General features: G+C 64.9%; 22 protein-coding genes. 15 read left to right on the top strand and 7 right to left on the bottom strand.

Annotated features, from left to right (window positions below):
- The first annotated feature begins 135 nt into the window (after positions 1–135).
- Both O4220_RS20180 and O4220_RS20175 read left to right on the top strand, forming a co-directional pair.
- Positions 136–3,864 (top strand): ABC transporter ATP-binding protein, encoded by a 3,729-nt coding sequence (locus O4220_RS20180; RefSeq protein ID WP_269607282.1) that lies wholly within the window; start codon positions 136–138, stop codon positions 3,862–3,864.
- 110 nt (positions 3,865–3,974) lie between these two features.
- On the top strand, positions 3,975–7,796 hold the full coding sequence (locus tag O4220_RS20175; RefSeq protein ID WP_269607242.1) for a multifunctional oxoglutarate decarboxylase/oxoglutarate dehydrogenase thiamine pyrophosphate-binding subunit/dihydrolipoyllysine-residue succinyltransferase subunit: 3,822 nt from the start codon (positions 3,975–3,977) through the stop codon (positions 7,794–7,796).
- A gap of 257 nt (positions 7,797–8,053) precedes the next feature.
- Here O4220_RS20175 and O4220_RS20170 read toward each other — a convergent pair whose 3' ends face one another.
- The gene (locus O4220_RS20170) at positions 8,054–8,698 is read right to left on the bottom strand and encodes a TetR/AcrR family transcriptional regulator (RefSeq protein WP_269607241.1); all 645 of its coding nucleotides are present in this window, start codon (positions 8,696–8,698) and stop codon (positions 8,054–8,056) included.
- 69 nt (positions 8,699–8,767) lie between these two features.
- On the opposite strand from O4220_RS20170, the gene O4220_RS20165 reads away from it, so the two are divergent.
- The 3 genes from O4220_RS20165 to O4220_RS20155 are packed head-to-tail and all read left to right on the top strand — an operon-like array spanning position 8,768 to position 12,135.
- On the top strand, positions 8,768–10,339 hold the full coding sequence (locus tag O4220_RS20165) for a flavin-containing monooxygenase (RefSeq protein WP_269607240.1): 1,572 nt from the start codon (positions 8,768–8,770) through the stop codon (positions 10,337–10,339).
- Positions 10,336–11,169, top strand: a complete 834-nt coding sequence (locus O4220_RS20160; RefSeq protein ID WP_269607239.1) for an SDR family NAD(P)-dependent oxidoreductase — start codon at positions 10,336–10,338, stop codon at positions 11,167–11,169. The genes O4220_RS20165 and O4220_RS20160 overlap by 4 nt, the downstream gene beginning before the upstream one ends.
- 12 nt (positions 11,170–11,181) lie before the next feature.
- Positions 11,182–12,135, top strand: coding sequence for an alpha/beta hydrolase (locus O4220_RS20155; protein WP_269607238.1), 954 nt, complete (start codon positions 11,182–11,184; stop codon positions 12,133–12,135).
- On the opposite strand, the gene O4220_RS20150 is transcribed toward O4220_RS20155, so the two are convergent.
- Positions 12,091–12,978 (bottom strand): glycine betaine ABC transporter substrate-binding protein, encoded by an 888-nt coding sequence (locus O4220_RS20150; protein WP_269607237.1) that lies wholly within the window; start codon positions 12,976–12,978, stop codon positions 12,091–12,093. The two genes, O4220_RS20155 and O4220_RS20150, sit on opposite strands and share 45 nt — an antisense overlap.
- 207 nt (positions 12,979–13,185) lie before the next feature.
- Here O4220_RS20150 and O4220_RS20145 point away from each other — a divergent pair, with 207 nt between their 5' ends.
- The 4 genes from O4220_RS20145 to O4220_RS20130 are packed head-to-tail and all read left to right on the top strand — an operon-like array spanning position 13,186 to position 16,662.
- On the top strand, positions 13,186–14,160 hold the full coding sequence (locus O4220_RS20145; protein WP_269607235.1) for an ABC transporter substrate-binding protein: 975 nt from the start codon (positions 13,186–13,188) through the stop codon (positions 14,158–14,160).
- On the top strand, positions 14,160–15,311 hold the full coding sequence (locus tag O4220_RS20140; RefSeq protein WP_269607234.1) for an ABC transporter ATP-binding protein: 1,152 nt from the start codon (positions 14,160–14,162) through the stop codon (positions 15,309–15,311). The genes O4220_RS20145 and O4220_RS20140 overlap by 1 nt, the downstream gene beginning before the upstream one ends.
- Positions 15,308–15,973: an ABC transporter permease gene (locus tag O4220_RS20135; protein WP_269607233.1), complete on the top strand. Its 666-nt coding sequence runs from the start codon at positions 15,308–15,310 to the stop codon at positions 15,971–15,973. The genes O4220_RS20140 and O4220_RS20135 overlap by 4 nt, the downstream gene beginning before the upstream one ends.
- The gene (locus tag O4220_RS20130; RefSeq protein ID WP_269607232.1) at positions 15,970–16,662 is read left to right on the top strand and encodes an ABC transporter permease; all 693 of its coding nucleotides are present in this window, start codon (positions 15,970–15,972) and stop codon (positions 16,660–16,662) included. Before O4220_RS20135 ends, O4220_RS20130 begins: the two co-directional genes overlap by 4 nt.
- 88 nt (positions 16,663–16,750) lie before the next feature.
- On the opposite strand, the gene O4220_RS20125 is transcribed toward O4220_RS20130, so the two are convergent.
- The 4 genes from O4220_RS20125 to O4220_RS20110 all read right to left on the bottom strand — a co-directional run bounded on the left by O4220_RS20125 (position 16,751) and on the right by O4220_RS20110 (position 19,941).
- A complete protein-coding gene (locus tag O4220_RS20125) occupies positions 16,751–17,911 on the bottom strand; it encodes an NAD(P)-dependent malic enzyme (protein ID WP_269607281.1) in 1,161 nt (386 codons plus the stop codon).
- 298 nt (positions 17,912–18,209) lie between these two features.
- Complete coding sequence (locus O4220_RS20120) at positions 18,210–18,497, bottom strand: hypothetical protein (protein ID WP_269607231.1); 288 nt, start codon at positions 18,495–18,497, stop codon at positions 18,210–18,212.
- On the bottom strand, positions 18,494–19,108 hold the full coding sequence (locus O4220_RS20115) for a MarC family protein (protein ID WP_032375910.1): 615 nt from the start codon (positions 19,106–19,108) through the stop codon (positions 18,494–18,496). The genes O4220_RS20120 and O4220_RS20115 overlap by 4 nt, the downstream gene beginning before the upstream one ends.
- Positions 19,105–19,941 (bottom strand): PHP domain-containing protein, encoded by an 837-nt coding sequence (locus O4220_RS20110; RefSeq protein WP_269607230.1) that lies wholly within the window; start codon positions 19,939–19,941, stop codon positions 19,105–19,107. The genes O4220_RS20115 and O4220_RS20110 overlap by 4 nt, the downstream gene beginning before the upstream one ends.
- A 57-nt stretch (positions 19,942–19,998) precedes the next feature.
- Here O4220_RS20110 and O4220_RS20105 point away from each other — a divergent pair, with 57 nt between their 5' ends.
- Together O4220_RS20105 and O4220_RS20100 are read left to right on the top strand one after the other, a co-directional pair.
- Complete coding sequence (locus O4220_RS20105) at positions 19,999–21,087, top strand: magnesium and cobalt transport protein CorA (RefSeq protein WP_269607229.1); 1,089 nt, start codon at positions 19,999–20,001, stop codon at positions 21,085–21,087.
- 140 nt (positions 21,088–21,227) lie between these two features.
- Positions 21,228–22,196: an esterase/lipase family protein gene (locus O4220_RS20100; protein WP_269607228.1), complete on the top strand. Its 969-nt coding sequence runs from the start codon at positions 21,228–21,230 to the stop codon at positions 22,194–22,196.
- A gap of 7 nt (positions 22,197–22,203) precedes the next feature.
- Here the strand turns inward: O4220_RS20100 and O4220_RS20095 are convergent, their stop codons facing one another.
- Complete coding sequence (locus O4220_RS20095; RefSeq protein ID WP_269607227.1) at positions 22,204–22,788, bottom strand: suppressor of fused domain protein; 585 nt, start codon at positions 22,786–22,788, stop codon at positions 22,204–22,206.
- A gap of 104 nt (positions 22,789–22,892) precedes the next feature.
- Between O4220_RS20095 and O4220_RS20090 the strand changes: the two genes are divergently transcribed.
- The 4 genes from O4220_RS20090 (at position 22,893) to O4220_RS20075 (ending at position 26,510) form a co-directional block, all read left to right on the top strand.
- A complete protein-coding gene (locus tag O4220_RS20090; RefSeq protein WP_269607226.1) occupies positions 22,893–23,609 on the top strand; it encodes a metallophosphoesterase family protein in 717 nt (238 codons plus the stop codon).
- Entirely contained in the window at positions 23,599–24,462 is an 864-nt protein-coding gene (locus tag O4220_RS20085) for a chromosome partitioning protein ParB (protein WP_094641301.1), read from the top strand. Before O4220_RS20090 ends, O4220_RS20085 begins: the two co-directional genes overlap by 11 nt.
- A gap of 139 nt (positions 24,463–24,601) precedes the next feature.
- Positions 24,602–26,038 carry an MFS transporter gene (locus O4220_RS20080; RefSeq protein WP_269607225.1) on the top strand — a complete coding sequence of 479 codons (1,437 nt, stop codon included), beginning with the start codon at positions 24,602–24,604 and terminating at the stop codon, positions 26,036–26,038.
- Between the two features lie 193 nt (positions 26,039–26,231).
- Complete coding sequence (locus O4220_RS20075) at positions 26,232–26,510, top strand: hypothetical protein (RefSeq protein WP_269607224.1); 279 nt, start codon at positions 26,232–26,234, stop codon at positions 26,508–26,510.
- The last annotated feature ends 26 nt before the right edge of the window (positions 26,511–26,536 follow it).

The following is a 26,536-nucleotide window of genomic DNA, read 5'->3' as shown; positions in this document are numbered from 1 at the left end:
GGCGCGGCAGTGGATCGCGACGCGGCGAACAACGGCACCCTCGTCGAGTCCATTCCGCCACGTGATGATGTCCCGGCCGACAGCGCAGCGTCGAGCACCCCACGTGGTTGGATCCGACGTCTGACGGCGCAATGCATGCTGCACCGGCGCACGGCGCTGGGCGCACTGGGTGTCACGATGATCGCCGCGGTCATCGACATCTCGTTCCCGCTGCTCACCAGGGTGGCGATCGACGACGCGACCGCAGGCAAGAGCAACGTGATTCTCACGGTCGCCGTCGCCATCGGCCTGCTGGGTCTGGTGCGATTCGCCTGCCAGTTCGGCAGGCGCATGCTCGCCGGCAGGCTCTCGATCGACGTTCAGCACGACCTACGTCTGGATCTGCTTGCATCGCTGCAGCGGCTCGACGGTCGCAAACAGGACGAGATTCGTACCGGCCAGGTCGTGTCGAGATCGATCACCGACCTGCAACTCGTCCAGGGTCTACTGGCCATGGTGCCGCTCTCGGCTGGAGCGATTCTGCAGTTCGTCCTCGCCCTGGTGGTAATGGCGTATCTCTCACCGTTGCTCACCGTCGTCGCAGTCCTCATCGTTCCCGCGGTGAGCATCGTGGTCTACCGAATGCGGCCGACCCTCTTCGCCGCCACGTGGTCTGCTCAACAACGTGCCGCCGATCTGGCGCAGCATGTCGAAGAGACCGTCACCGGGGTTCGAGTGGTCAAGGGCTTCGGTCAGGAAGCCCGCGCGGTCGATCGCATCGAACAGCTCGGTCGCACATTGTTCGCCGAGCGCATGCGGTCGGCGAAGATCAACTCGCGGTTCGCGCCGTCGATGGCCACCATTCCGCAGCTCGGTCTCGTCGGAGTCATCGCCCTCGGCGGATACCTCGCGCTGCAGGGCCACATCACCATCGGCACGTTCCTGGCCTTCGCGACCTACGTCGCCACGTTGTCCGCCGTCACCAGGACCGTCTCGTCCGTGGTGATCATGGCCCAACTCTCCCGCGCGGCCGTCGAACGCGTCTACGAGGTGGTCGACACCGAGCCGTCCGACCCGGAACCGGCAAAGCCTCTTTCCTTGCCGGACGGACCTCTCGGCGTTCGCATCCGCGACGTGACGTTCGGGTTCGAGCCCGAGCGGGACGTACTCACCGATCTGAGCCTGACCATCTCGCCCGGGGAGACCGTTGCCGTCGTCGGACATGCGGGTTCCGGGAAAACCGCACTCGCGCTCCTGCTCCCCCGCTTCTACCGTCCTGCCGAAGGGCACATCGAGCTGACGTCAGACGGTGATGCCATCGATATCGACGACCTCGACTCGACGTCACTGCGCGAAGCGGTGTCACTGGTGTTCGACGAGCCGTTCCTGTTCTCCGACACCATCGCCGCCAACATCGCCCTCGGCAGGCCCGACGCCACTGCCGACGACATCGAGCGCGCGGCGCGCCTGGCGCAGGCCTCCACCTTCATCGACGCGTTGCCCGAGGGATACGACAGCCTGGTCGGCGAACGCGGGCTCACACTCTCCGGAGGACAGCGCCAGCGCATCGCGCTGGCACGCGCCCTCCTCGTGGAACCTCGAATTCTGATTCTCGACGACGCCACATCCGCCGTCGACGCGGAAACCGAAGCCTCCATATTCGAAGCGCTGCGCGGCATCCGGACGCGGGCAACTCTCGTTCTCGCTCATCGCCGTTCGACCCTGACACTGGCCGACCGCGTCGCCGTGCTCGACAACGGTCGGATCATCGACACCGGAACGGTCGACGAACTCGACCGGCGCTGTCCGTTGTTTCGCGCTCTCCTGGCCGATGGCGACGACGAACCGGGCACCGAGCCGGCCCACGACCCGATCGAGGAGCCCTCCGCCGAGTCGCTGTGGCCCGAGACCGCGCCGGAATCGTCGGTAGAGCCCGGCAGCGTCGCAGCTCCCGGGGGCGGCGGTGGCCACGGAACTGCGATGGCGGGGGCGTTCGGCTCACTGGCACCGACACCCGCAATTTCCGAGGCGGTCGCAGCCCTGCCTCCGGCAACCGAGGACCCGGGCACATCGGGATCCGATCTCCGCCGACCCGACCCGGGCTTCCGGTTGTCCAGATTGCTCGGCCCGGTCCGAATGTTGCTCGCCGCCGTGGTCGTTCTGCTCGCACTCGACTCGTTGGCCTCCATCGCCTTCCCCTCGCTCGTTCGCTACGCGGTGGACAGCGGAGTGGCTCGAGGAGACTCGAACACCCTGTGGATCGCCACGTCGATCGGCGTCGTACTGGCAGCAGCGAGTTGGTTCGTCGTCTGTTGGACGACGATCATCACTGCGCGGGCAGGCGAGCGGGTGCTCTTCGGACTTCGTGTGCGTAGCTACGCCCACATTCAGCGGCTCGGCCTCGACTACTACGAGCGTGAGCTCTCGGGCCGCATCATGACTCGGATGACCACCGACGTCGATGCGCTGTCGTCGTTCATTCAGACCGGGGCATCGACCGCTGTCGTGAGCGTGTTGACCGTCCTCGGTATCGCAGCCGCCCTGCTCGTCACGGACCTCACTCTCGGCCTGGTGGCGTTGGCGGTCGTGCCGCCCCTCGCCGTGGCCACCGTGATCTTTCGCCGGATTTCGTCGGCGGCGTACTCGACGTCCCGCGAGCGCATCTCGATCGTCAACGCCGACTTCCAAGAGAACGTCACGGGCCTGCGCGCGGCACAGGCCTACCGGCGTGAGGAGTACGCCGCATCCCGGTTCGCCGAGCGCTCCGACAATTACCGAGCGAGTCGAATGCGATCGCAGACCGCGATCTCGGTGTTCTTCCCGCTGATCACACTGCTCTCCGACATCGCTCTCGCCGTCGTTGTGTTCGTCGGCGCACATCAGATCGCGACCGGCACCACCACCGCAGGCACCCTCGTGGCGTTCGTCCTGTATCTCGGACTGCTCTTCGGACCGATTCAACAGCTCTCGCAGGTGTTCGACGGTTACCAGCAGGCACGTGTCGGCGTCGGACGCATCGGCGACCTGTTGCGCACCGAGAGTTCGATCGAAACCGCCACGACCGCGAACACGACCGCACTTCCCGGCGGACGCCTACGCGCCGACATCGACCTCGTCGACGTCGGGTTTCGCTATGCCGGAGCTCACTCCGACGCATTGAGTGAGGTATCTCTCACCATCCCCGCCGGCACCACCGTCGCATTGGTCGGGCGCACCGGAGCAGGCAAATCCACCGTGGTGAAACTGCTGGCCCGCTTCTACGACCCGACCTCCGGATCGGTGCGCGTCGGCGGCAACGATCTGCGCGACTATCGACTGTCCGACTATCGGCAACGACTGGGCGTCGTACCGCAGGAAGCGCACCTGTTCACCGGAACCGTTGCGTCGAACATCGCCTACGGCAGACCCGACGCCACCCGCGCCGACATCGAGAACGCGGCTCGCTCGGTGGGCGCTCTGACCACCATCGCTGCACTTCGCGGCGGTATGAACCAACCAGTCGGAGAGCGCGGCCAGGGGCTCTCCGCTGGCCAACGGCAACTGATCGCGCTGGCGCGAGCCGAACTGGTCGACCCCGATCTGCTCCTCCTCGACGAGGCAACCGCCACGCTCGATCCTGCCACCGAACGCACCGTGCTCGCGGCCAGCGACGCCGTCGTACGCACCCGCACGGCAGTGGTGGTGGCGCACCGATTGGCGACCGCCGCACGTGCCGATCTGATCGTCGTCGTGGACGGCGGACGTATCGTGGAAACTGGACGACATTCGGAACTTCGCGCCCAGGGCGGTTTCTACGCCCGGTTGTGGACTGCGGCCGAAACGAACCGGGGGAATAATTCGATAGTCCAAGGAGTCATCGACAACGAGGCCGATGGTTACCGGTGAGTACATATCACAGCTACGTCCCGGACGCACGTGAGCTGGACCAAAGGTCTAGCCTGGACTTGTACGCGCGCTGAACGGGAACGAAGACAGAAACGAGGCGAACTACTGCCGTGAGCAGCAGCTCTACTACCCAATTCGGACAAAATCAATGGCTGGTCGACGAGATGTACCAGCGATTCAAGCAAGACCCTTCCTCCGTCGACGCGAGCTGGCACGAGTTCCTCACCGATTACGACCCCCAGGCCGTAACCGACGAGACTGCCGGCAGCTCGAACGGTGCGTCCGGTAACGGGAACGGCGCAGCCTCGAACGGTAGTTCGGCAAAGTCCGCTCCCCCAGCAGCACCCGCGCCTCCCGCCAAGCCTGCCGCCTCGGCTCCGCAGAAGGACAGCACTCCCAAGGCCAACGCTCCGAAGGCCGCAGCTCCCAAGGCTGCCCCGAAAGCCGCCGCGCCGAAGGCCGAGCCTGCGAAGCCTGCCGCCGCCGCAAAGCCTGCCGAGAAGAAGGCCGCTCCGGCGAAGTCAGCCCCTGCAGCAGCCGAATTCGGCGAAGAGTCGAGCAAGATCCTGCGCGGCGCAGCAGCAGCGGTAGCGAAGAACATGTCGGCCTCGTTGCAGATTCCGACCGCAACCAGCGTGCGTGCGATTCCGGCCAAGTTGATGGTGGACAACCGTCTCGTCATCAACAACCATCTCGCTCGTACCCGCGGCGGCAAGATCTCGTTCACGCACCTGCTCGGCTACGCCATCGTGCAGGCCGTCAAGGCGTTCCCGAACATGAACCGCCACTTCGCCGAGGTCGACGGCAAGCCGAACGCCGTCACTCCGGCCGCGATCAACCTCGGTCTGGCGATCGACCTGCCCGGCAAGGACGGCAACCGCTCGCTCGTCGTCGCTGCCATCAAGAACACGCAGGACTTCACGTTCACGCAGTTCTACAACGCCTACGAGGACATCGTCCGGCGCGCCCGCGACGGCAAGCTCACCGGTGAGGACTTCCAGGGCGTCACCATTTCGCTGACCAACCCCGGCGGAATCGGAACCGTGCACTCGGTGCCGCGTCTGATGAACGGCCAGGGCGCCATCATCGGTGCCGGCGCAATGGAGTACCCGGCAGAGTTCCAGGGTGCCAGCGACGAGCGTCTCGCCGAGTTCGGCGTCGGCAAGCTGATGACGCTGACCTCGACGTACGACCACCGCATCATTCAGGGTGCCGAGTCGGGTGACTTCCTCAAGACGATCCACAACCTGCTGATCAGCGACGAGTTCTACGACGAGCTGTTCCATTCGCTCAAGATCCCGTACGAGCCCATCCGCTGGCGCAAGGATCTGCCCGAGGGCACGGTCGACAAGAACACCCGCGTGCTCGAGCTCATCGCGGCGTACCGCAATCGCGGTCACCTGATGGCCGACACCGACCCGTTGCAGTTCACCAAGGACAAGTTCCGGATGCACCCGGACCTCGACGTGATCAGCCACGACCTCACGCTGTGGGACCTCGACCGCGAGTTCAAGGTCGGCGGATTCCACGGCAAAGACAAGATGAAGCTGCGCGACGTGCTCAGCGTGCTGCGCGACTCGTACTGCCGCCACGTCGGCGTCGAGTACACCCACATCCTCGAGACCGAACAGGTGTCGTGGCTGCAGGAGCGCGTCGAAGCCAAGCACGTCAAACCGACTGTGGCGCAACAGAAGTACATCCTGAGCAAGCTCAACGCCGCCGAGGCTTTCGAGACGTTCCTGCAGACCAAGTACGTCGGCCAGAAGCGCTTCTCGCTCGAAGGTGCCGAGTCGGTCATACCGATGATGGACTCCGTCATCGACCAGAGTGCGGAGTACGCCCTCGACGAGGTCGTCATCGGCATGCCGCACCGCGGCCGGCTCAACGTGCTCGCCAACATCGTCGGTAAGCCGTACTCGAAGATCTTCACCGAGTTCGAGGGCAACATGAACCCGGCTGCCGCACACGGCTCCGGCGACGTGAAGTACCACCTCGGTGCAGAGGGCACGTACATCCAGATGTTCGGCGAGAACGACATCAAGGTCTCGCTCACGGCGAACCCGTCGCACCTCGAGGCCGTCGACCCTGTACTCGAGGGACTCGTCCGCGCCAAGCAGGATCTGCACGACAAGGGCACCGGCCAGGGCGGCTACTCCGTCCTGCCGCTGATGCTGCACGGAGATGCTGCCTTCGCCGGCCAGGGCGTCGTCGCCGAGACACTGAACCTGTCCGATCTTCGGGGCTACCGCACCGGCGGAACAGTGCACATCGTCGTCAACAACCAGGTCGGCTTCACCACATCGCCGGAGTTCTCGCGTTCGTCCGAGTACTGCACCGATGTGGCCAAGATGATCGCTGCGCCGATCTTCCACGTCAACGGCGACGACCCCGAGGCCTGCGCCTGGGTCGCCCAGCTGGCGGTGGACTTCCGTCAGAAGTTCCACAAGGACGTCGTCATCGACATGATCTGCTACCGCCGTCGCGGTCACAACGAGGGCGACGACCCCTCGATGACCCAGCCGGCGATGTACGACGTGATCGACACCAAGCGCAGCGTCCGCAAGAGCTACACCGAATCGCTCATCGGCCGTGGAGACATCTCGCTCAAGGAAGCCGAGGATGCACTTCGCGACTACCAGGGTCAGCTCGAACGCGTCTTCAACGAGGTACGCGAACTCGAGAAGTACACCCCGGAGCCCAGCGAATCGGTCGAACTCGACCAGCAGTTGCCTGCCAAGCTCACCACGGCCGTCGACAAGGCCGTCCTGCACCGTATCGGTGATGCCCACCTCGACGTCCCGGACGGGTTCAACGTGCACCCGCGCGTCAAGCCGGTACTCGAGAAGCGTCGCGAGATGGCGCACGAGGGCAAGGTCGACTGGGCATTCGGCGAGCTGCTGGCACTCGGATCGTTGGTGGACGAGGGACGCAATATTCGCTTCTCCGGCCAGGACACCCGCCGTGGCACGTTCACCCAGCGGCACTCGGTGATCATCGATCGGAAGACCGGTGCCGAGTACACCCCGCTGCAGAACATCGGCAGCGACAACCCCGGCAAGTTCATGGTCTACGACTCGGCGTTGAGCGAGTTCGCGGCCGTCGGCTTCGAGTACGGCTACTCCGTGGGCAACCCGGACGCACTGGTGATGTGGGAAGCGCAGTTCGGCGACTTCGTCAACGGCGCTCAGTCCATCATCGACGAGTTCATCTCCTCCGGTGAAGCCAAGTGGGGTCAGCTCTCCGACGTCGTGCTGCTGCTGCCGCACGGCCACGAGGGTCAGGGTCCCGACCACACCTCGGGACGCATCGAACGCTTCCTGACGCTGTGCGCCGAGGGCTCGATGACCGTCGCGCTCCCGTCGACCCCCGCGAACTACTTCCACCTGCTGCGCAGGCACGCGCGTGACGGCATTCGTCGCCCGCTGATCGTCTTCACCCCGAAGTCGATGCTGCGCAACAAGGCAGCGGTGAGCAACATCGAGGACTTCACCGATGGCAAGTTCCACTCGGTGTTCGACGAGCCCACCTACGACACCGGCACCGGTGACCGCAGCGCGGTCAAGCGAGTGCTGATGGTCAGCGGCAAGCTCTACTACGAGCTCCTCGCTCGCAAGCAGAAGGACAACCGCGAAGACGTCGCGATCGTCCGCGTCGAGCAGCTGTACCCCGTGCCGGTCCGTCGGATCCGGGAAGCACTCGAGAGCTACCCGAACGCAACGGAATTCCGTTGGGTTCAGGAAGAGCCTGCGAACCAGGGTGCCTGGCCGTTCTTCGGTCTCGCACTGCCCGAGCTCATGCCCGAAAAGCTGGTCGGCATCAAGCGCATCTCCCGTCGCGCAATGTCCGCACCATCATCGGGCTCGAGCAAGGTGCACGCCGTCGAGCAACTCGAAATCATCGACGAGGCCTTCAACAAGGTCGGCGAAGACTAGATCTCCGACAGCGACAAGCGGCCCACTCCCTTCGGGGGGTGGGCCGCTTTCGTCGTTTCTGTGCGCCCTGGGTTGGGATCAATGTGAGATTCAGTCGCTCAGATTGCAACAGAGCCGCATTCATTCGGCTGTAGCCGTGACGGCACTTCGGATGAATGCGGGATTCAGTCGGTCAGACTGCAACAAAGGGACATTGATCCCAACCGGGGCGATCCCAACCGGAGAGGACGCGCAACTCGGGCGTCGCACTAAGGGGCTCAGGCGTCGGCGTCGGCTCCCAGGAGTGCGGAGATCATTCCCGGTGCCAGGGCGACGGCAGGCAGGGCGTTGACGTTCAGGTCGATCAACTCGTCGCGAGTGATGTGCGGATCCCGGAGCCAAGTGATGGTCGCTTCCTCCACGAAGGCGATCCAGCCACGGACGGCGAGGTCGATGGTGGGGGTCACTTCCATGTCGAGGCCGGCCAGTTGAACGAGGGTGCGCTCGGCCATGGTGGTGCGGGTCTGCTCGAACACCTCGCGCATCAGGGGGTCTCCGCTCGCGGTGCCGCGAAGCAGGGAGATGAAGGTGTCGCGCTTCTCGGTGACGTAGTCGACGTAGTTGGCGATGGAGTCGCGGAGAATCTCGAAGGGTTCGAGTTCGGGGTCGGGGGCGGTGCGTTCGATCATCGACCGCGAGGCCTCGCGAACTATTTCGAGGTGAAACTCCTGCTTGGACGAAAAATAGTGGAACAGTAGGCCACGGGAGACACCTGCTTGGTCTGCGATGTCCTCGACGGAGATCTGCTCGAGTGGCCGGTCGGCGAGCATCTCGGTGCCCAGCTCGATCAGCTGAGCTCGGCGTTGCTCGGGACTGAGTCTGGTCCGCTTCGTCGTCGCACCGGGGCTGTTCACGAACGCCATGCAACCACCCTACTGAATATTAGTCAATAACTATTGACTCACACTCAATAAGCTTCTACGCTCCCCTACATGAGTCTTCCCGTAACAGATACTTCGGACCGTGCAACGTCGCCGCGTCACGTCGATACGCTGATCATCGGCAGCGGATTCGCCGGCCTCGGTGCCGCGATCAAGCTGACGAAGGCAGGCAAGAAGGACTTCGTCGTCATCGAACGCGGCCACGACGTCGGCGGCACCTGGCGCGACAACACCTACCCCGGTGCCGCCTGCGACGTGCCGTCGCACCTGTACTCGTACTCGTTCGCCCTGAACCCCGATTGGACCCGGTCGTTCTCCACGCAGCCCGAGATCCAGAAGTACATCGCCGGGGTGGCGCGCAAGTACGGAGTCATGGACAAGCACGTGTTCGGCACGGATGTGACCTCGGCTCGCTGGAACGCCGAGTCCAACCGCTGGGATGTCGAGACCACCTCGGGCAACTACACCGCGAAGATCGTCGTCTCGGCCGTCGGCGCACTCTGTGAGCCGAATCTGCCCGACATCAAGGGCATTCACGACTTCGAGGGCGACGTCTTCCACTCCGCCCAGTGGAACCACGACGTCTCCCTTGCCGGCAAGCGCGTCGCCGTCATCGGCACCGGCGCGTCGGCAATCCAGATCGTGCCCGCCATCGCGGGCCAGGTGAAGCACCTCGACGTGTACCAGCGCACCGCGCCCTGGATCCTCCCGCGCGCCGATCGCCCGTACACCAAGCTCGAGCGCTTCGCCTTCAAGCACGTTCCCGGATTCCAGCGTCTGTCTCGCGCCGGCATCTACGCGATGCGTGAGACCCAGGTCGTCGGACTGGCCAAGGCTCCGGCCTTCATGAAGCCCCTGCAGTGGGCATCGGAGAACCACCTGCGTACCCAGATCAAGGACAAGGCGTTGCGCGCCAAGGTGACGCCGAACTTCCGCATCGGCTGCAAGCGCATGCTGATCTCGAACGCGTACTACCCGGCTCTCGCCCAGAACAACGTCGATCTCGTGACCGATGGCATCGCGGAGGTCCGCAAGGGATCCATCGTGACCAAGGACGGCACCGAGCGGCCGATCGACGCGCTCGTTGTCGCCACCGGCTTCCACGTCACCGACTCCCCCGCATACCAGGGCATCACCGGCAAGGACGGTCGCACGCTGGCCGAAACCTTCGACGACGGTGGCCAGCAGGGTTACAAGGGCGCAGCGGTGGCGAACTTCCCCAACATGTTCTTCCTGGTGGGACCGAACACCGGTCTGGGCCACACCTCGATGGTCTTCATGATCGAATCGCAGATCAACTACTTGGTCGACGCGCTGAACACCATCGACAAGCACGACATCGGCACGATCGAAGTGCGCAAGGACGTGCAGGACGAGTACAACGTGACCCTGCAGGACCAGCTGTCCAAGAGTGTGTGGATGAACGGTGGGTGTGCCAGCTGGTACCTCGACAAGCACGGTAACAACACGACCCTGTGGCCTGGCTTCACCTTCGAGTTCCGCAGAATCACCAAGCAGTTCGATCTGGATGCGTACCGTAGCGTCGCCAGCGCAGACCTCTCCTCCGGATCGTCGGCCGACACCGGCACCGGCAACAACACAGACAAGGTGGCCGCTCGATGAGCACATTCACTGGCAAGGTAGCCGTCGTCACGGGCGCAGGCTCGGGAATCGGCCGCGCACTGGCCCTCGAGCTGGCCGGGCGCGGAGCGAAACTGGCCCTGTCCGACGTCGACACCGCCGGGCTCGACGAGACCGTCCGACGGGTCGAGGCCCTCGGAGCCGAGGTCAAATCGGATTTTCTGGATGTTTCCCAGCGCGAGACCGTACTGGACTACGCCGAGGCCGTCGCCGCGCACTTCGGCAAGGTCAACCAGATCTACAACAATGCAGGCATCGCGTACCACGGTGACGTCGACAAGTCCTCGTTCAAGGACATCGAGCGCATCGTCGACGTCGACTTCTGGGGAGTTGTCAACGGCACCAAGGCTTTTCTGCCGCACATCCAGGCCTCCGGCGACGGCCACATCATCAACATCTCGAGCCTCTTCGGCTTGCTGGCCATGCCGTCGCAGTCCGCGTACAACGCAGCGAAGTTCGCCGTTCGCGGGTTCAGCGAGTCGCTGCGCATGGAGATGCTGATCTCGAAGGCACCGGTGAAGGTGACGGTGGTTCACCCTGGTGGCATCAAGACCGCCATCGCCCGAAATGCCACCGTCGCCGAGAACTTCGACCAGGCCGACGTGGCGAAATTCTTCGACGCAAAGCTTGCCAAGACCACCCCGATCGACGCGGCCAAGACCATCCTCAAGGGCGTCGAGAAGGGCAAGGGCCGAGTACTCATCGGTTCCGACGCCATCGCCCTCGATCTACTGCAGCGCATCACCGGTTCGCGGTACCAGGGCTTGGTCGCCATGGTGTCCAAGCGTGCGATGCCACGCACGAAGAAGTAGACGGGTCGCGTCATGAAAGCCTTCTACGTTCCCCTGCCGATCGTCGCGGCAGCGCTGAAGCCCTTCTATCGCCTCGCACTGAATCCGCGCCTGTCTTTCCGGGCGCAGCGGGCCCTCCTCGAGGCTGCGGCTCCGGCGCAGACGCTGCCGCACGGAACGGTCTCGCAGAAGATGACACTCGCGGGCCGCAAAGCCGAGCGTGTCACCGTCGGTGCGACCGAACGCGACACCGCGATTCTGTATCTCCACGGCGGCGCGTACACGATCGGATCGATCAACACGCACCGCTCCTTGGCCGCGCACCTGGCCCGGGAATCGGCGAGTGCCGTCTACGTGCTCGATTACCGGTTGGCCCCGGAAAACCCATACCCCGCCGCACTCGACGACGCAGTGGCCGCGTTCCGTGAACTGGTCCGCTCACACGGATTCACTGCCGATCGCATCGCCATCGCAGGCGATTCGGCCGGCGGCGGTCTGACAGTGGCTACTGCCCGCCGTCTGGTGGACGACGGAACGAGCCCGGCCGCCCTCGGACTGATCTCGCCGTGGGTCGATCCCGGTGCGCGCGACGCTCCGAAGGAGCGCGATCTCGTGGTCAACACCGGCTGGTCGTACAGCTCGGCCGACGCGTACCTGGGCGCGGGCGATCCGCTGGATCAGGGTTTCGCGCCACTTCTGGGAAACCTGGACGGCCTGCCACCGATCGTCATGCACGTCGGCACCGACGAGGTCCTGTACGCACAGATCACCGCGTTCGCGGACAAGCTGCGCCTGTCCGGCGCAGAGCTCGAACACGTCGAGTACAAGAAGCTCTGGCACGTAGCTCATCTGCAGGCGTCGATCCTGCGTGAAGCGGCCGAGGCCGTCCAGCACATGGGCGCGTATCTGGGCCGCAAGGTCAGGGCGTCGACGAACGATGCCTCACAGGTTGTGCTCACCGAGCCAGCGGCCAGCGACATCGCCTGACGCAACACCACTGCGGACCTCGCCGATCATGTCGGCGAGGTCCGCGGTCGTCAGCTCCCCCGCCACCACCGAGAACGACCTCACAGCACTTTCGCTGAGCACTCCGTTGCGGTAGAGCGGAACGACGTTCTGCGCCGGATAGACGTGGTCGTCGTCGGGCAGTGTTGTCAGATCTTTCGCGAGCGGGCCGAACGACGCGGTGCGAATGGCGAGAGCGCCCACCTCTCCCGCGTTCAACCCGTCGACGGCAGCTTGCCCGTCGAAATACGGAGTGAAATCGGTGAACGACGCCCCTGTGAATGTGGGACTGCTCCTGGTCACCGAGACCACGTCCATCGGATCGACCTGGCCGTCGACAAGGCCCACGGTGTTCTCGCCCCGACGGAGAAAGTCCGTCACCGTCTCTCCGTCGTCCGACGCCGAGTCGGGAGCAACTGCAATCGCCAATCGATCCTCGGCCGTCGCGTAGTCCCCCACCGACAATCCGGCGGGCAGCGAGCGGTTCAGCTCGGTGAACACGTCCTCGGCCTCGGTTGCAAAGGCGAGCGTGTCGAAGGTGCGCAACAGGTCGCCGGTCAGTTCGGGAACCATCGATACCTCGCCGCGATCGAGAGCCGCGAGGTAGTCGGCCCGATCACCGAGGCCGTCCTTCGTTTCGACGTCCACCCCCGTCGAGCGCAACCCACCGGCGTAGATCTGCGCGAGCAGCTCGGAGATGTCCGAGCTGCCCGATCCGACGACGACGGGCCCATCAGCAGCCGCGGTCGACTCGGCGGTACTGCAGCCGCCGAGGAGTCCTGCGATCGACACCACCACAGCCGTGGCCAGAACCGACGAACGCACCGTATTTTCTCCTGTTCACTGCCCGTGTGGTTTACCGATCCCGGCCGCGGGGCACTAGTGCGAACGAGACGGTAGTCGAACCAACCTTATGGCCACCCTGATTTCGACTACCATCCCGAGCAGCCCGAGTCCTGGTTCTTCCGATGCCCCCCAGGGGCCGATCGGCGGAAATGGGTAGGACTGTGCCCGAACCGATGGAAGGACACCATGACCACCTCCCGAATCACGCGTGCGTTCTCCGCTCCGAGGGCAGTGGCAGCTGTTGCCGCACTCGCTCTCTCGGTCACCGCCCTGACCGCCTGCGGCGGAAATTCGGATCCGCTGTCCAGCGGTGGAGGCGAGACCAACACCGACACGAACTCCATCATCATCGGGTCCGCGAACTTCCCCGAGTCCGAGACCGTGGCGAACATCTACGCCGAGGCGCTGCGTGCCAACGGTTTCGACGTGAGCACCAAGCTCAACATCGGCAGCCGCGAGGCATACATCCCCGCAGTGCGTGACGGGTCTATCGACATGATTCCCGACTACACCGGCAACCTGCTGCAGTACTTGGACGAGTCCGCAACCGCCACGTCCTCCGACGACGTGCTGGCAGCCCTGCCCGCCGCACTGGGCGACGACCTCACCGTCACGGCCCAGGCCCCCGGCGAGGACAAGGACGCCGTCGTCGTCACCCGGCAGACCGCCACCGAGCGCAACCTCACGACCGTCGGGGACCTCGCGCCGTTCTCCTCGGACGTGACCTTCGCCGGCACTCCCGAATTCCAGGAACGAGTCGGCGGTCTGCCGGGTCTCCGCGACAAGTACGGCCTCGACATCTCGGCCGGCAACTACATCCCGATCTCGGACGGCGGCGGACCTGCCACCGTCGAGGCTCTGGTCTCCGGCCAGGTCGTCGCCGCGGATATCTTCACGACCTCGCCTGCGATCGCGCAGAACGATCTGGTGGTGCTCGAGGACCCGGAGAACAACTTCGCCGCCCAGAACATCATCCCGGTGCTGCGTACGGCCAAGCAGTCCGACAAGCTCACCCAGGTTCTCGACGCCGTGTCGGCTCAGATCACCACCGAAGAGCTGATCGCGCTGAACACCTCGGTGTCCGGTGACGAGAAGGTCGAGCCTGCGGCAGCGGCAGCGGCGTGGGTCAAGGACAAGGGCCTGGACCAGCCGGTCAGCTGATGATCACTTTCGAGCAGGTCAACAAGACGTATCCGGACGGCACCACGGCAGTCGACTCCTTGGACCTGGTGATCGAGCCACACTCGTTCACCGTGTTCGTGGGGCCGTCCGGCTGCGGCAAAACCACCTCGATGCGGATGATCAACCGCATGATCACACCCACCTCCGGCGTGATCACAGTGGACGGTCGCAACATTGCCGACACCGATGCCGTGAAACTGCGCCGAGGCATCGGCTACGTCATCCAGAGTGCAGGGTTGCTTCCGCATCGCACCGTCGTCGACAACGTCGCCACCGTGCCCGTGCTCAACGGCGAATCTCGTCGCGCAGCGCGCAAGGCTGCACTCGACGTCCTCGAGCGAGTCGGCCTGGACCCGGCGTTCGCCTCGCGCTATCCGGCGCAGCTGTCCGGTGGACAGCAACAGCGGGTAGGGGTGGCCCGGGCACTGGCCGCCGACCCCCCGATCCTGTTGATGGACGAGCCCTTCAGCGCGGTGGACCCGGTGGTTCGTGAGGAACTGCAGACCGAGATGCTGCGTTTGCAGGCCGATCTGAAGAAGACGATCGTCTTCGTCACCCACGACATCGACGAAGCCGTCCGGCTCGGGGATCACATCGCGGTCTTCGGACCGCAGGGCCGACTGCAGCAGTACGACAAGCCCGAGACCGTACTCGCGGCACCTGCCACCCCGTTCGTGGCCGGTTTCGTCGGTCGCGACCGCGGTTACCGAGGCCTGTCTTTCCGGTCGGCCCAATCGGTGACGATGCACCCCATCCACACGGCCATGCAGGACGAGGTGAGCAGTCTTCGACTCGACCAGGGGCAATGGGTCCTGGTGGTCGACTCGCAGCGGCGTCCGTTCGGGTGGATCGATGCAACCGGCGTCGAGAAGGTGCGCGACGGCCGAAGCATCGACGAGAGCACGGCGGCGGGCGGGTCGTTGTTCCTCGAGGGCGGAGATCTGCGCCAGGCACTCGACTCGGCGATCTCGTCGCCGTCGGGCATCGGCGTTGCTGTCGATTCGTCCGGGGCGGCGGTCGGCAGTGTCGACGGCGCGGAGATACTCGAAAATCTTGCCGCACAACGCAAGTCCGAGGATTCCGAGCGCAACCGCCACCACTTCCTCGCGACCGGGGACACGGACCAGTGACCTGGCTGTTCGACAATTTCGATGTCGTTCTCGGCTACACGAAGACACACCTGTATCTCTCGCTCGTCCCGCTGTTCGTCGGACTGCTGATCGCCATCCCGCTGGGCACCGTCATCCGCAACACCCGCTGGGTTCGCCGAATCACGTTGACGGTGGCCAGTATTGCGTTCACCCTTCCGTCGCTGGCACTGTTCGTCACCATTCCGGCCGTGGTCGGTCTCCCCGTTCTCGATCCGCTGAACGTCGTGATCGCGCTGGCCGTCTACTCGACAGCGCTGCTGGTGCGCGCGGTACCCGAGGCACTCGACTCGGTACCGTTCGCCGTCGTCGATTCCGCCGAGGCAATGGGCTATTCGACACTGCGCCGAGCATTGACCGTCGAACTGCCACTGGCACTTCCGGTGCTCATCGCCAACATCAGGGTTGTCGCGGTCACGAACATCTCGTTGGTCTCGGTGGGCTCGGTGATCGGCATCGGCGGCCTCGGTCAGCTGTTCACGCAGGGCTACCAGCGTGACTACCCCGACCAGATATTCGCGGGCATCATTTCGATCGTGTTCCTGGCGTTGGTGTTCGACGCGGCCCTGTTCCTACTGGGTCGTCGGCTCACCCCGTGGACGCGCCTCGGCACTGGCTCGTCGAAGAAGAAGGCACGCGCATGAATCTGTTCTCGGAGGCGTTCTCGTACATCCTCGACGGCGGAAACTGGTCCGGGCCAACGGGAATCGGCGCTCGGCTGATCGAGCACATGTGGTACAGCTTGCTGGCGGTCCTACTATCTGCAGTGATCGCAATACCCATCGGCCTGTTGATCGGTCATCTACGACGCGGTGAAGCGGTGATCGTCGGCCTCGTCAACGCACTTCGTTCGCTGCCCACCCTCGGCATCCTGGTGTTCCTGGTTCTGGTGATCGGGTTGGGGCTGGTGCCGCCGATCATCGCACTGGTGCTGCTCGGCATTCCGCCGCTGCTGGCCGGGACGTACTCCGGTATCGCCAACGTCGACGCGAATGTGGTGGACGCCGCCCGCGCGATGGGCATGACGGAAACCCAAGTTCTGCTTCGGGTCGAGATTCCGAATGCGCTCCCCCTGATTCTCGGCGGACTCCGCAACACCACTCTTCAGATCATCGCCACTGCGACGATCGCGGCCTACGTCAACCTCGGCGGGCTCGGCCGCTACATCTTCGACGGCCTGGCGTTGTACGACTACCAACGGGTTCTGGTCGGCGCGATCCTGGTGGCAGTGCTGACCCTCGTCGTCGACGGTCTGCTCGCCCTTGCGGTGTGGACCTCCGTTCCGGGAACCGGCCGGCTGCGCCGGATGCCCACCGGCCTGGCGAAGGTCTGAGAGAACTCGAGGGCGTATTCGAACGAAAGACACCGGCGAACCACTGGCCCGGGTGGGGGCTGGGTTCGCCGGTGTTTCTTCCGTTTTCCTACGCGACGCCCTCGGCTCGCGCTGCTGCCGCAACTGCGTCCGCAACGGCCGGGGCGACACGAGGATCGAGTGGGCTGGGCACGATCTTGTCCGCAGCCAACTCGTCGCCGAGAACCGAGAGGATTGCCTCGGCAGCGGCGAGCTTCATGCCTTCGGTGATACGACGAGCGCCCGCGTCGAGCGCGCCCTTGAACACACCGGGGAAGGCGAGAACATTGTTGATCTGGTTCGGAAAGTCGCTGCGCCCGGTCGCGACGATGGCGGCGTACTTCCTCGCCACCTCCGGGTGAATCTCCGGATCCGGGTTCGACAGCGCGAACACGATGGCCTGCGGGGCCATCGAGGCGATGTAGGACTCGTCGACCTTGCCCGCGGACAGACCGAGGAACACGTCGGCTCCGGCCAAGGCCTCGGCCGCTCCGCCGGCAAGGGCACGCGGATTGGTGCGCGCAGCGAGATCGGTCTTGACGCTGGTGAGGTCCTGGCGATCCGAGGAGACGATCCCCTTGGAGTCCAGCACCACCACGTCCCTAATGCCGGCCAGCAGGAGCATGTTGGCGCACGCGACGCCTGCTGCCCCGGCTCCGGAGATGACGACCTTCAGTTCGGACGTGTTGCGGCCCTGAACCTTCGCGGCTCCGTTGAGTGCAGCAAGGACGACGATCGCGGTGCCGTGTTGATCGTCGTGCATCACCGGGCACTCGAGCGCCTCGATCACGCGGCGTTCGATCTCGAAACAGCGCGGTGCCGAGATGTCCTCGAGGTTCACGGCACCGAAACTGTGCCGCAGCCGCACGATCGTCTCGACGATCTCGTCGACGTCGTTGGTGTCGAGGACGATCGGGATGGAGTCGAGACCGGCGAACTTCTTGAACAGTGCCGCCTTGCCCTCCATCACCGGCAGGGACGCCCGGGGGCCGATATCGCCCAGGCCGAGCACCGCGGAACCGTCGGAGATGACGGCGACGAGGCGATCGGTCCAGGTGTAGCGCTTGGCGAGCGCTGGGTCGGCCGCGATGGCGCGGCTGACCTGGGCTACCCCGGGGGTGTAGGCGATCGACAGATCGCGCTGGGTCTCGAGCGGCGCCGCCAACTCGACCGACAGCTTTCCGCCGAGATGTCCGGCGAAGATCTCCTCGTCGGTGATCGCGGCCGGCATTGCCGGTGCCGAGTTCGGTGCTGTGGTGTCTTCGACTGCCGTCACGGTGAAAGCTCCTCGCACTGTCGACCTCGACCAGCAAGGCGACGCATGTCAACGAAGTGAGTGGTTCTGGGAATGGAGAGCGCTCGGAGTGCGCCAGTGCTGGCTGCAAACTGCCGAAAGCGTGTCTCGCAGGTGCGGCGGGTGTGCCGACACGATCAGCGACGGGCTGTAGCCCGATCGGTGGCCCCAGTGTGCCACACCGCCCGGCCACCTGACCACAGAGTCAGAAGTGCCCTCACTGCCACCCCTGTCCTCATTGCCACCATTGAGTCCACAGCACCAGGCCCGTGACGACGAAGACGACGAGTGCACCGACGAACGCGGAGAATCCACGCCGATGATCCGCGATGCGCTGGGCGACGACGGCCACCACGGCGGCGGCGATGTGTGCGCCGACGGAAAGCCCCCCGGGTCCCGGGAAGCCGCGCGAGTGCCCGAGATATTGAGTGACGGCGACACCGATCGCGAGCACCACCAGACCGGCGGTGACGACACCGCTGAGCCCGCGCAGGAATCGGAGCCCCACTCCGGCCCCGGTCATCCGCCGGCCACGAATCCGCGGACCGAATCCGCGATCAACTGCACCGCAATGGCGGCGAGCAACAAACCTGCGATACGCGCCAGCAGCGAGATGCCACCTTCACCGAGAAGACGGATCAGTACCGTCGAGAATCGCAAGATCAGGAAGAACAGCACGTGAATAGTGATGATGCCCAACGCAATCGCCAGCAAGGAGCCAGCATCACCGTCGGCCTGACTGACGTAGACGATCACTGCGGCGATGGCACCGGGACCTGCCATCAGCGGAGTCCCGAGCGGCACGAGGGCTACGTTGACGTCCTCCGCCGCGGAGTCTCCGCCCGCCCCCTTGCCGGTGAGCAACGACAGGGCGATGAGCAGTAGCAGTAATCCGCCCGCGCCCTGCAGCGCCGGAATGCCGATGTGCAGGTAGCTCAGAATCGCCTGACCGCCGATGGCGAACACCGAGATGACGGTCAGCGAGACTGCGGGTGCTTGCCACGCGGCCTTGTTGCGAGCTTCCTTGCTCTTGCGGCCCACCAGGGACAGGAACACCGGGATAGCGCCAGGCGGGTCCATGATGACGAACAGGGTGATGAGCACGGTCAGGTAGAGCGTCACATCGAAGGTCATGAGCGAGCCGCCGCCACTATGCGATCGTATTGGTCCGGCGCAGTGGTGTATTCGCCGAGTTTCACTGTCTTGTTGGTCCCGTGGTAATCCGAGGACCCCGTGACGATCAAGTCCAGTTCGGCGGCGAGATCGGCCATCACCACAGTGTCCTCCGGCGAATGATCCATGTGATGGACCTCTACTCCCCCGAGCCCCAACGGCGTCAGTTCTCGAATGTGGTCCAGGTCGAGGATGCGTCCGCGCGCGCGGGCCCGAGCATGCGCGAGCACGCTCACACCGCCGGCTGCCGCGATCATCTGAACCGCGGACTCGAGCGGAGTGTCCACCTTCTCCACGTAGTACTTGCCGCTGGTCGCCAGCGGACCGGCAAACGCGGCATTCATGTCCTGGACGTATCCGGCGTCGATCAGTGCACGGCCGAGATGGGGACGTCCGGCTGCGGCACCGGCCGAGGCCAACACTGCGTCGGGATCGATCGGCAGACCGTCGGCCGCCATGTTCTCGGCAATAGCTCGCAACCTCGTCACCCGTTCGCCGCGCAGACGCGCGCGCTCGGCCGCGAACGCTTCGTTCTCGGGGTCGAAAAGGTACGCGAGCAGGTGCACGGGAACCGGTTCGCCGTCCTCACCGCGTCCGGTGCACGAGAGTTCCATACCGCGTACGAGCGTCAGACCGGCAGGAACGGCCGCGGCCGCTTCGTCCCAGCCCGACGTGGTGTCGTGGTCGGTCAGCGCCACCACCGACAGTCCCGCCGCCGACGCCGCCTGGACCAGCTCTGCCGGGCTGTCGGTACCGTCGGACGCCGTCGAGTGGGTGTGAAGATCGATGAGCACCTCGACAGTGTTCCAGGCTCTCCGTCTCGTCGTTTTGCTGGCGTACGATTGCCCGCCATGCCGTCCCTTCCACCTCGACCGTCGCTCCCGTCACTGCATCGACGAGGACCCAAGGCCGCACCCGATCCGGGCCCGAGAATTCCGGTGCCCACGGCCCGCGCGATCGTCGACTGCGCGGTGTACGTCGACGGCTCCCGATTGCCCGGCAGATTCACCCACACCTCGGCCATTGCGGAGGTACGTGCCCGCGGCGAGGGGTTCGTGTGGGTCGGCCTGCATGCGCCCGACGACCATCAGATGAACGCGATCGCGCAGTGCTACGGACTGCACGAGTTGATGGTCGAGGACACGGTGCACGCGCACCAACGACCGAAACTCGAACGCTACGACGACGTCGCATTCCTGGTGCTGCGCACGGTGAAGTACGTCGAGCACGAGTCGGTGACCACCGCCAACGAGATCGTCGAGAGCGGCGAGATCATGGTGATGGTCGGCAGGGACTTCGTCATCACCGTTCGGCACGGCGAACATTCGGGGTTGGCCGGCGTCCGGCAGCGCCTCGAAGCGAATCCGGAACAGCTCGCACTCGGGCCCTCTGCGGTGCTGCACGCTGTGGCCGACCACGTCGTCGACGAGTATCTGGCGGTGACCGAGTCGATCGAGCGGGACGTCGACGGTATGGAAGAAGAAGTGTTCTCCCCGCACCATCACGTGCCCATCGAGAACATCTACCTGCTCAAGCGGGAGGTCGTCGAGCTGCGCCGGTCGGTGACGCCGCTGTCGACGCCGTTGGCTCGTCTGGTGCAGGAACCGAGCGTGCCGAAGGCCGTACGACGGTATCTGCGTGACGTACAGGACCACCACACCACTGTCGCCGAGCGGATCTCCGAATACGACGAGGTACTCAGTTCGCTGGTCGACGCCGCATTGGCCCGGGTGACGATGCAGCAGAACCTGGACATGCGCAAGATCTCGGCGTGGGTGGCGATCGCCGCAGTGCCGACCATGGTCGCGGGCATATACGGGATGAACTTCGACAACATGCCCGAGCTGCACTGGACCTACGGCTACCACCTGATCGCCGCGATCGTCGCCTGCGTCTGCATCGGATTGTGGCGCACGTTCCACAAGAACGACTGGCTGTAGAAGCCACGCTCGACGTTGGACATCGCCCAACGTCGAGCGCCGGTTGTTGGTGATTGCCCCGACCACCGCCGGGTGACGAACCCACCTGCTCTTGCCGGATGAGACTGCAGAAGCCCTGCATCGTCATTCGGAAGGGATCGATGAGAATCCGCACGCTGGTATCGGCCGTGGCAGTCGCCGTTGTCTTTTCGTCCGCGCCGGGGGCCGCATCGGCTCAGCCGGGTCCCGCCGAGCCCGCCGGCCCGCCGCTGACCGTCGCGCAGGCCGATCTCGACAACGCGCTCACGTGCACCACGGATCTGCACGAGGCCACCCGCGATCCGGTTCTGCTCACCCCGGCCTTCGCCACCGATCAGCAGTCGTTCGGCTGGAACTACCTGCAGTCACTGCCTGCCATCGGAATCCCGGTGTGCAGCCTGTCGTTTCCCGACGAGGGCTACGGAGACCTGCAGATCTCGGCACAGTACGTCGTCCACGCAGTTCGGACCATGGCCGCCGACAGTGGCCGCAAGGTCGTCATGATGGGCCACCAGCACGGACCGCTGGACGAGCTGTGGGCGTTGACGTTCTGGCCGGACCTGCCTGCACTGGTGTCGGATGTCATCTCACTCGCAACTCCGTACAACGGGACCGATTCGGCCCGAAACGGGTGCGACGACTCGCAGGAGTGCCCACCGGCGAATTGGCAGATCGCAACCGGATCGAAGTTCCTCACCGCACTGGCTGCCCGCCCCCTGCCCCTAGGCCCCAGCTACACCTCGATCTTCACGAGATTCGACGAATTGATCTATCCGCAACCACGCGCGAGCACCCTTGCCGGAGCGTCGAACATCGCCGTCCAGGACGTCTGCCCACTGCGACCGGTCGAACACTTCGGCATTCTCGGTGACAACGTCGCGTACAACATCGTGCTCGACGCACTCGACCACAACGGACCCGCTGTACGGCAACGCATTTCGAAGAACCTGTGCTTCACCACGACGATGCCGAATCTGCGCCTCACTCCAGGCTCAGGCGCCTCCGGGCCGAGCTATTTCACCGAGATACGACGACACTTCGAGGAAGATGCGGTTGCTGCAGAACCGGCGTTGGCGTCCTACGCGCGCTGAGAAGCCGTCAGAGGCTGGCGGCGGAACGATTCGGATCGCGAACGTCGATTCCGGCCTCGGCCCAGGCCTCACGCAGCGCATCGGCTCCGCGCAATCGCACCCAGGCGGCCTCGGTGCCGGTGAGAGGGACGGCGGCCAGAAAGCGAACCGGATCGTAGGGCTCGGGCAGTGTCAGATCGGCGATGTCGCTCGCCCCGAGCAGCACAGCGGTGAACGGCGCGTTGGTCCACAGCGGCTCGCTCAGATCGAGCAGCGCGTCCTCGACGAGTACGACGCCCTCGACCGCGGGTGACGCAGCAAGGACGGCCAGACTCTTGTGCACGCCCGAGGCCACGCCTGCACCGCCTCGGAGAGTCAGCACCAGTTCGGCTCGGGGGCCGCGCGAGGGATCTGCGACGAGTTCGTTGGGATCGGCCATCGGGTGTCGAGAACAGCCGAGACTGACGTACCGGACCACGTCGGAGTCCGCGCCGAATCTCAGGACGTCCAGCGGCTCGAGACCGAGGAACGTCACCGACGCCGACGACGGATTCTCGTCGCCGATCTCGGTCACCAGATGTGCGCGTACCGCTGCAATGACACTGTCACTCACGTGACCCATCCAACACTGTCGCTCACCTGACCCATCCAACACCACCGATGCCCGAGAAGTCCGTTCGGAGGTGCCACTCGGGGGAGGTGGGTACCGTCGTACCCGTGGTCTCCGTTCTCGCAGTGTCCGACGAAACGATCGAATCCCTGTGGAGTCCGCAGGTGAAGTCGCTCGGAGTCGACTTGATCCTCGGCGCAGGCGACCTGCCGTTCGACTACCTCGAATACCTCACCGATGCCTTGAACGCGCCGTGCGTATTCGTTCCCGGCAACCACGACGCGGACCTCACCGGCTACTCGGCCGGACGTGCGGGATGGATGCGCGCCGGGCTCCCCACCACCTGGCCCGGACCCGTCGGGGCCGTCAATGTCGATCGCCGAATCGTCTCCGCGGCCGGCCTGCGGATCGCCGGTCTCGGCGGGTCCATCCGCTACAACGGCGGGCCCAACCAGTGGACCCAGCGGCAGCAGCGTCGACGCTCACGCACCCTGACCCGAACGTTCGCGTGGCATCGCAACGTACGCAAAGACTCTCGGCCCCTGGACATTCTGCTGACCCACAGTCCGCCGCTCGGCGTCGGAGACGACACCGACCCCGCACACATCGGTTTCGACTGTCTCGACGAGGTGACGCGAAGACTCGCCCCACAGTTGTTGTTGCACGGCCATATTCATCCGCACGGCGCTACGCCGGAGGATCTGACCCTGCACGGCGCCGCGGTGATCAACACCGTCGGGTACACCCTGCTCGAGATCGAACCGGGTGGACAGAGAACCGAATTCGAGGCACCGAGGATCGTGAGGCGCAGGCATGGCACGTGACACCGGATTTCCGGCCGCCGATGCGGAGAACGACTTCACCCGCCAGCGCCGACGCGCCGACGTCGCCCGTCTGGTCGGATGGCTCCGGCGTCAACCCGACGACGTCAACACCATCCTGCCGTTCGACGAGGTGGTTGCCGCGCTCGGCAAGGTGGGCGAGCGTCACCTCGGCCTGCAGGTCATTCGCGTCGAGACCATCGTCGGGAGCGTCGACCGCACTCGTGATTTCGACCGCTTCTTCCGCCCGACGTCGGCGCGCATTCGTGAACGCTGGCAGCGACTTGCCGCCGCTCAACGCCGCGGCGAGGCGATGCCCCCGATCCAGGTGTACCGCATCGGCGGCATGCACTTCGTCGTCGACGGCCATCATCGAGTGTCCATCGCGTTCGCCATGCATCGAACGTCGATCGACGCCGTCGTCACCGAGATCATCACGCGCATCTCCCCCGAGGGCATCACCCGTCGCGGCGATCTGCTGATCAAGGATCACCGCCGAATCTTCCTCAGTCGTGTCCCCTTGGTCGGCAAGGCACGCGAGGCCGTCCAGGTGACCGATCCGTTCGATTACGCCCAGCTCAGCGAGTCGGTCGAGGCGTGGGGTTTCCGGCTGATGCAGGAGGTCGGTGAATTCGTCGACCGCGGTACCGTCGCGCGGCGTTGGTTCGGCGAGGAGTACCTGCCGGTGGTGCGCATGGTGCGCGCGGCCGAAATCCTCGAGGATCGCACCGATGCGGAGGCCTACCTCTGGATGAGCCGAGAACGGTACCGCCTGGTGCGCGAGCATGTGTGGAACGACGAGATCGTCAGCGAACTGCGGCAGAAAGCTCTGGGCAAGCCCACCCGGCCGCAGTAGAGCCTGCGTCGATGCCCGGCCGTGGTTTCCCGAACCAGCTTTCCTGGTACACCTACATCTGATAGTTACTTAGATGCGTTCATCACTTTGTTCGTCTCGGTTCCACTGCATCGTCGATACCTAACGAGGTCGTTCTTTCATGTCCACCCGCCGCATACTGCTGCCCGGACTCTGCTTCATCGTCATGACTCTCGCCGTTCTGCAAACGATGGTGGTCCCCATCGTGCTGACGATCGGCACCCAACTCGGGGTCAGCACAACCGCCGCCGGATGGGTATTGACGGCCAATCTCCTCGCGGCGGTGATCGCCACCCCGGTCATCGGTAGGCTCGCCGACCTGCACGGTAAGCGTCCGGTGCTGATCGGTGTGCTCACCGTCGTCCTCGCCGGATCTCTGCTCGCGGCGCTGACCCACTCGTTGCTGTGGCTGATCGTCGGCCGGGTCCTGCAGGGCGTGTCCTACGCACTGTTCCCCATCGCGCTAGCCGTCCTTCGTGACGAGATGCCACCTCGCAAGCTCGTGGGGTCGATGGCCGTCCTGTCCGGCACACTCGGCGTCGGCGGTGGATTCGGACTGGTGTTGACCGGGCTGCTGACGGCCAACGGCGCCGACTACCACCGCGTGTTCTGGCTCACTGTTGCGATCGTCGTGGTCGCGCTCGCGATCGCCTGGTTCGGCGTACCGGCGCGCCCGAGAACCAGTGGCGGCACCGTCGACTGGTGGGGCGCTGCACTGCTCGCGGTGACGCTGCTTCTGCTGTTCCTCGCCCTGACCCAGGGCCGCACGTGGGGGTGGGGTTCGATTGCCACCATCGGCTGCGCGGTCGTCGGTGTATTCGCGGGGGCCATCTGGTGGAACTTCGAGAAGCGCGCCGGCGAGCCACTCGTCGCACCCCGCATGCTCACCCACGGACCGTTGCTCGCCACCAACGTCGCCACCCTGTTCGTCGGTATCGGGATGTTCGTCAATTTCCTCGCCTGCTCGTACTTCGTGCAGACACCGCGAGCCGTGGCCGGCTACGGCTTCACTGCGAATGTTCTCGAAGCGAGCGTCGTCTATCTGCTGCCCGGCGCGGCGGTCGGAGTAGTCGCAGCCGTCGTCAGTGGCCGCCTCATCCGGTCGTTCGGGCCGCGCCGCGTACTGATCGCAGGCGCCGTGATCGGACTGATCGGATTCGTCTTCGTCGCACTCGCCCACGATCACACCTGGCAGCTGATCACCGCAGGCATCGTCATCAACATGTTCGTCAGTCTTGCGTTCGCAGCCCTGCCGAACCTGCTCATGGCCGAGGTCAGCGCAGCGGACACCGGGGTGGCGAACAGCGTCAATTCGATCGTCCGGACAGTCGGTACCTCGATTGCCAGCGCGACGCTGTCGACTGTCCTGGCCATGTTCACGATCGACGGGACCGCCGTTGCCCGCGAAAGCGTCTACACCGCAGCCTTCGTCGCAGGCGCGGTGGCCTGCCTCGTCGTCGTACTCGCGGCCTTGGCCATCAGGAGCACCCCCGCTGCTCGGGAATCGGTGCGAGTTGCCGAGTCCGAACCGACCACCACGTCGAACATACCGGTATGACGCACTGCCGACCGCCTCACAGCAGCCTGACAGGTGACACCCTCCTCCGACCAGGACACGGACCGTCCATCCGCTGGTCGAGGCCCCTGGCAGAAAACTCGTAATCTACTGGGAGTCAACGAATCTGCCTTTCGGGTGACCTCATACGTACCTAGTGTCGTGGAGGTACGAACACCGACGAGAGGCACACCTGATGAACACCAAGAAGATTCTCACCCGCGCAGCAGTCACCGGAGCACTCGTGGCGGTTCCACTGGTCGCGGTAACAGGTACGGCGTCGGCCGATCCGCTGCGCTCGGACGGCGACGATCGCGGCCACAGCGATCAGCAATACCAACAACCCGATCAGTTCCGGTTGCCCGAACTCTTTCCGCAGGCACCCGCCCCACAGCTGCAGAACCCGGCACCGAACGTGGTCCCCTTCGACTTCTTTCAGGGCTTCGCACTACCGACCACGGGTTCGGCGTTCTGAGTGCTGCGCAGTGGTGTGGTTGAGTG

It is taken from the genome of Rhodococcus ruber, assembly GCF_027270735.1.
Lineage (GTDB): Bacteria > Actinomycetota > Actinomycetes > Mycobacteriales > Mycobacteriaceae > Rhodococcoides > Rhodococcoides rubrum_A.
This window is presented reverse-complemented; position numbering and strand designations above follow the sequence as displayed.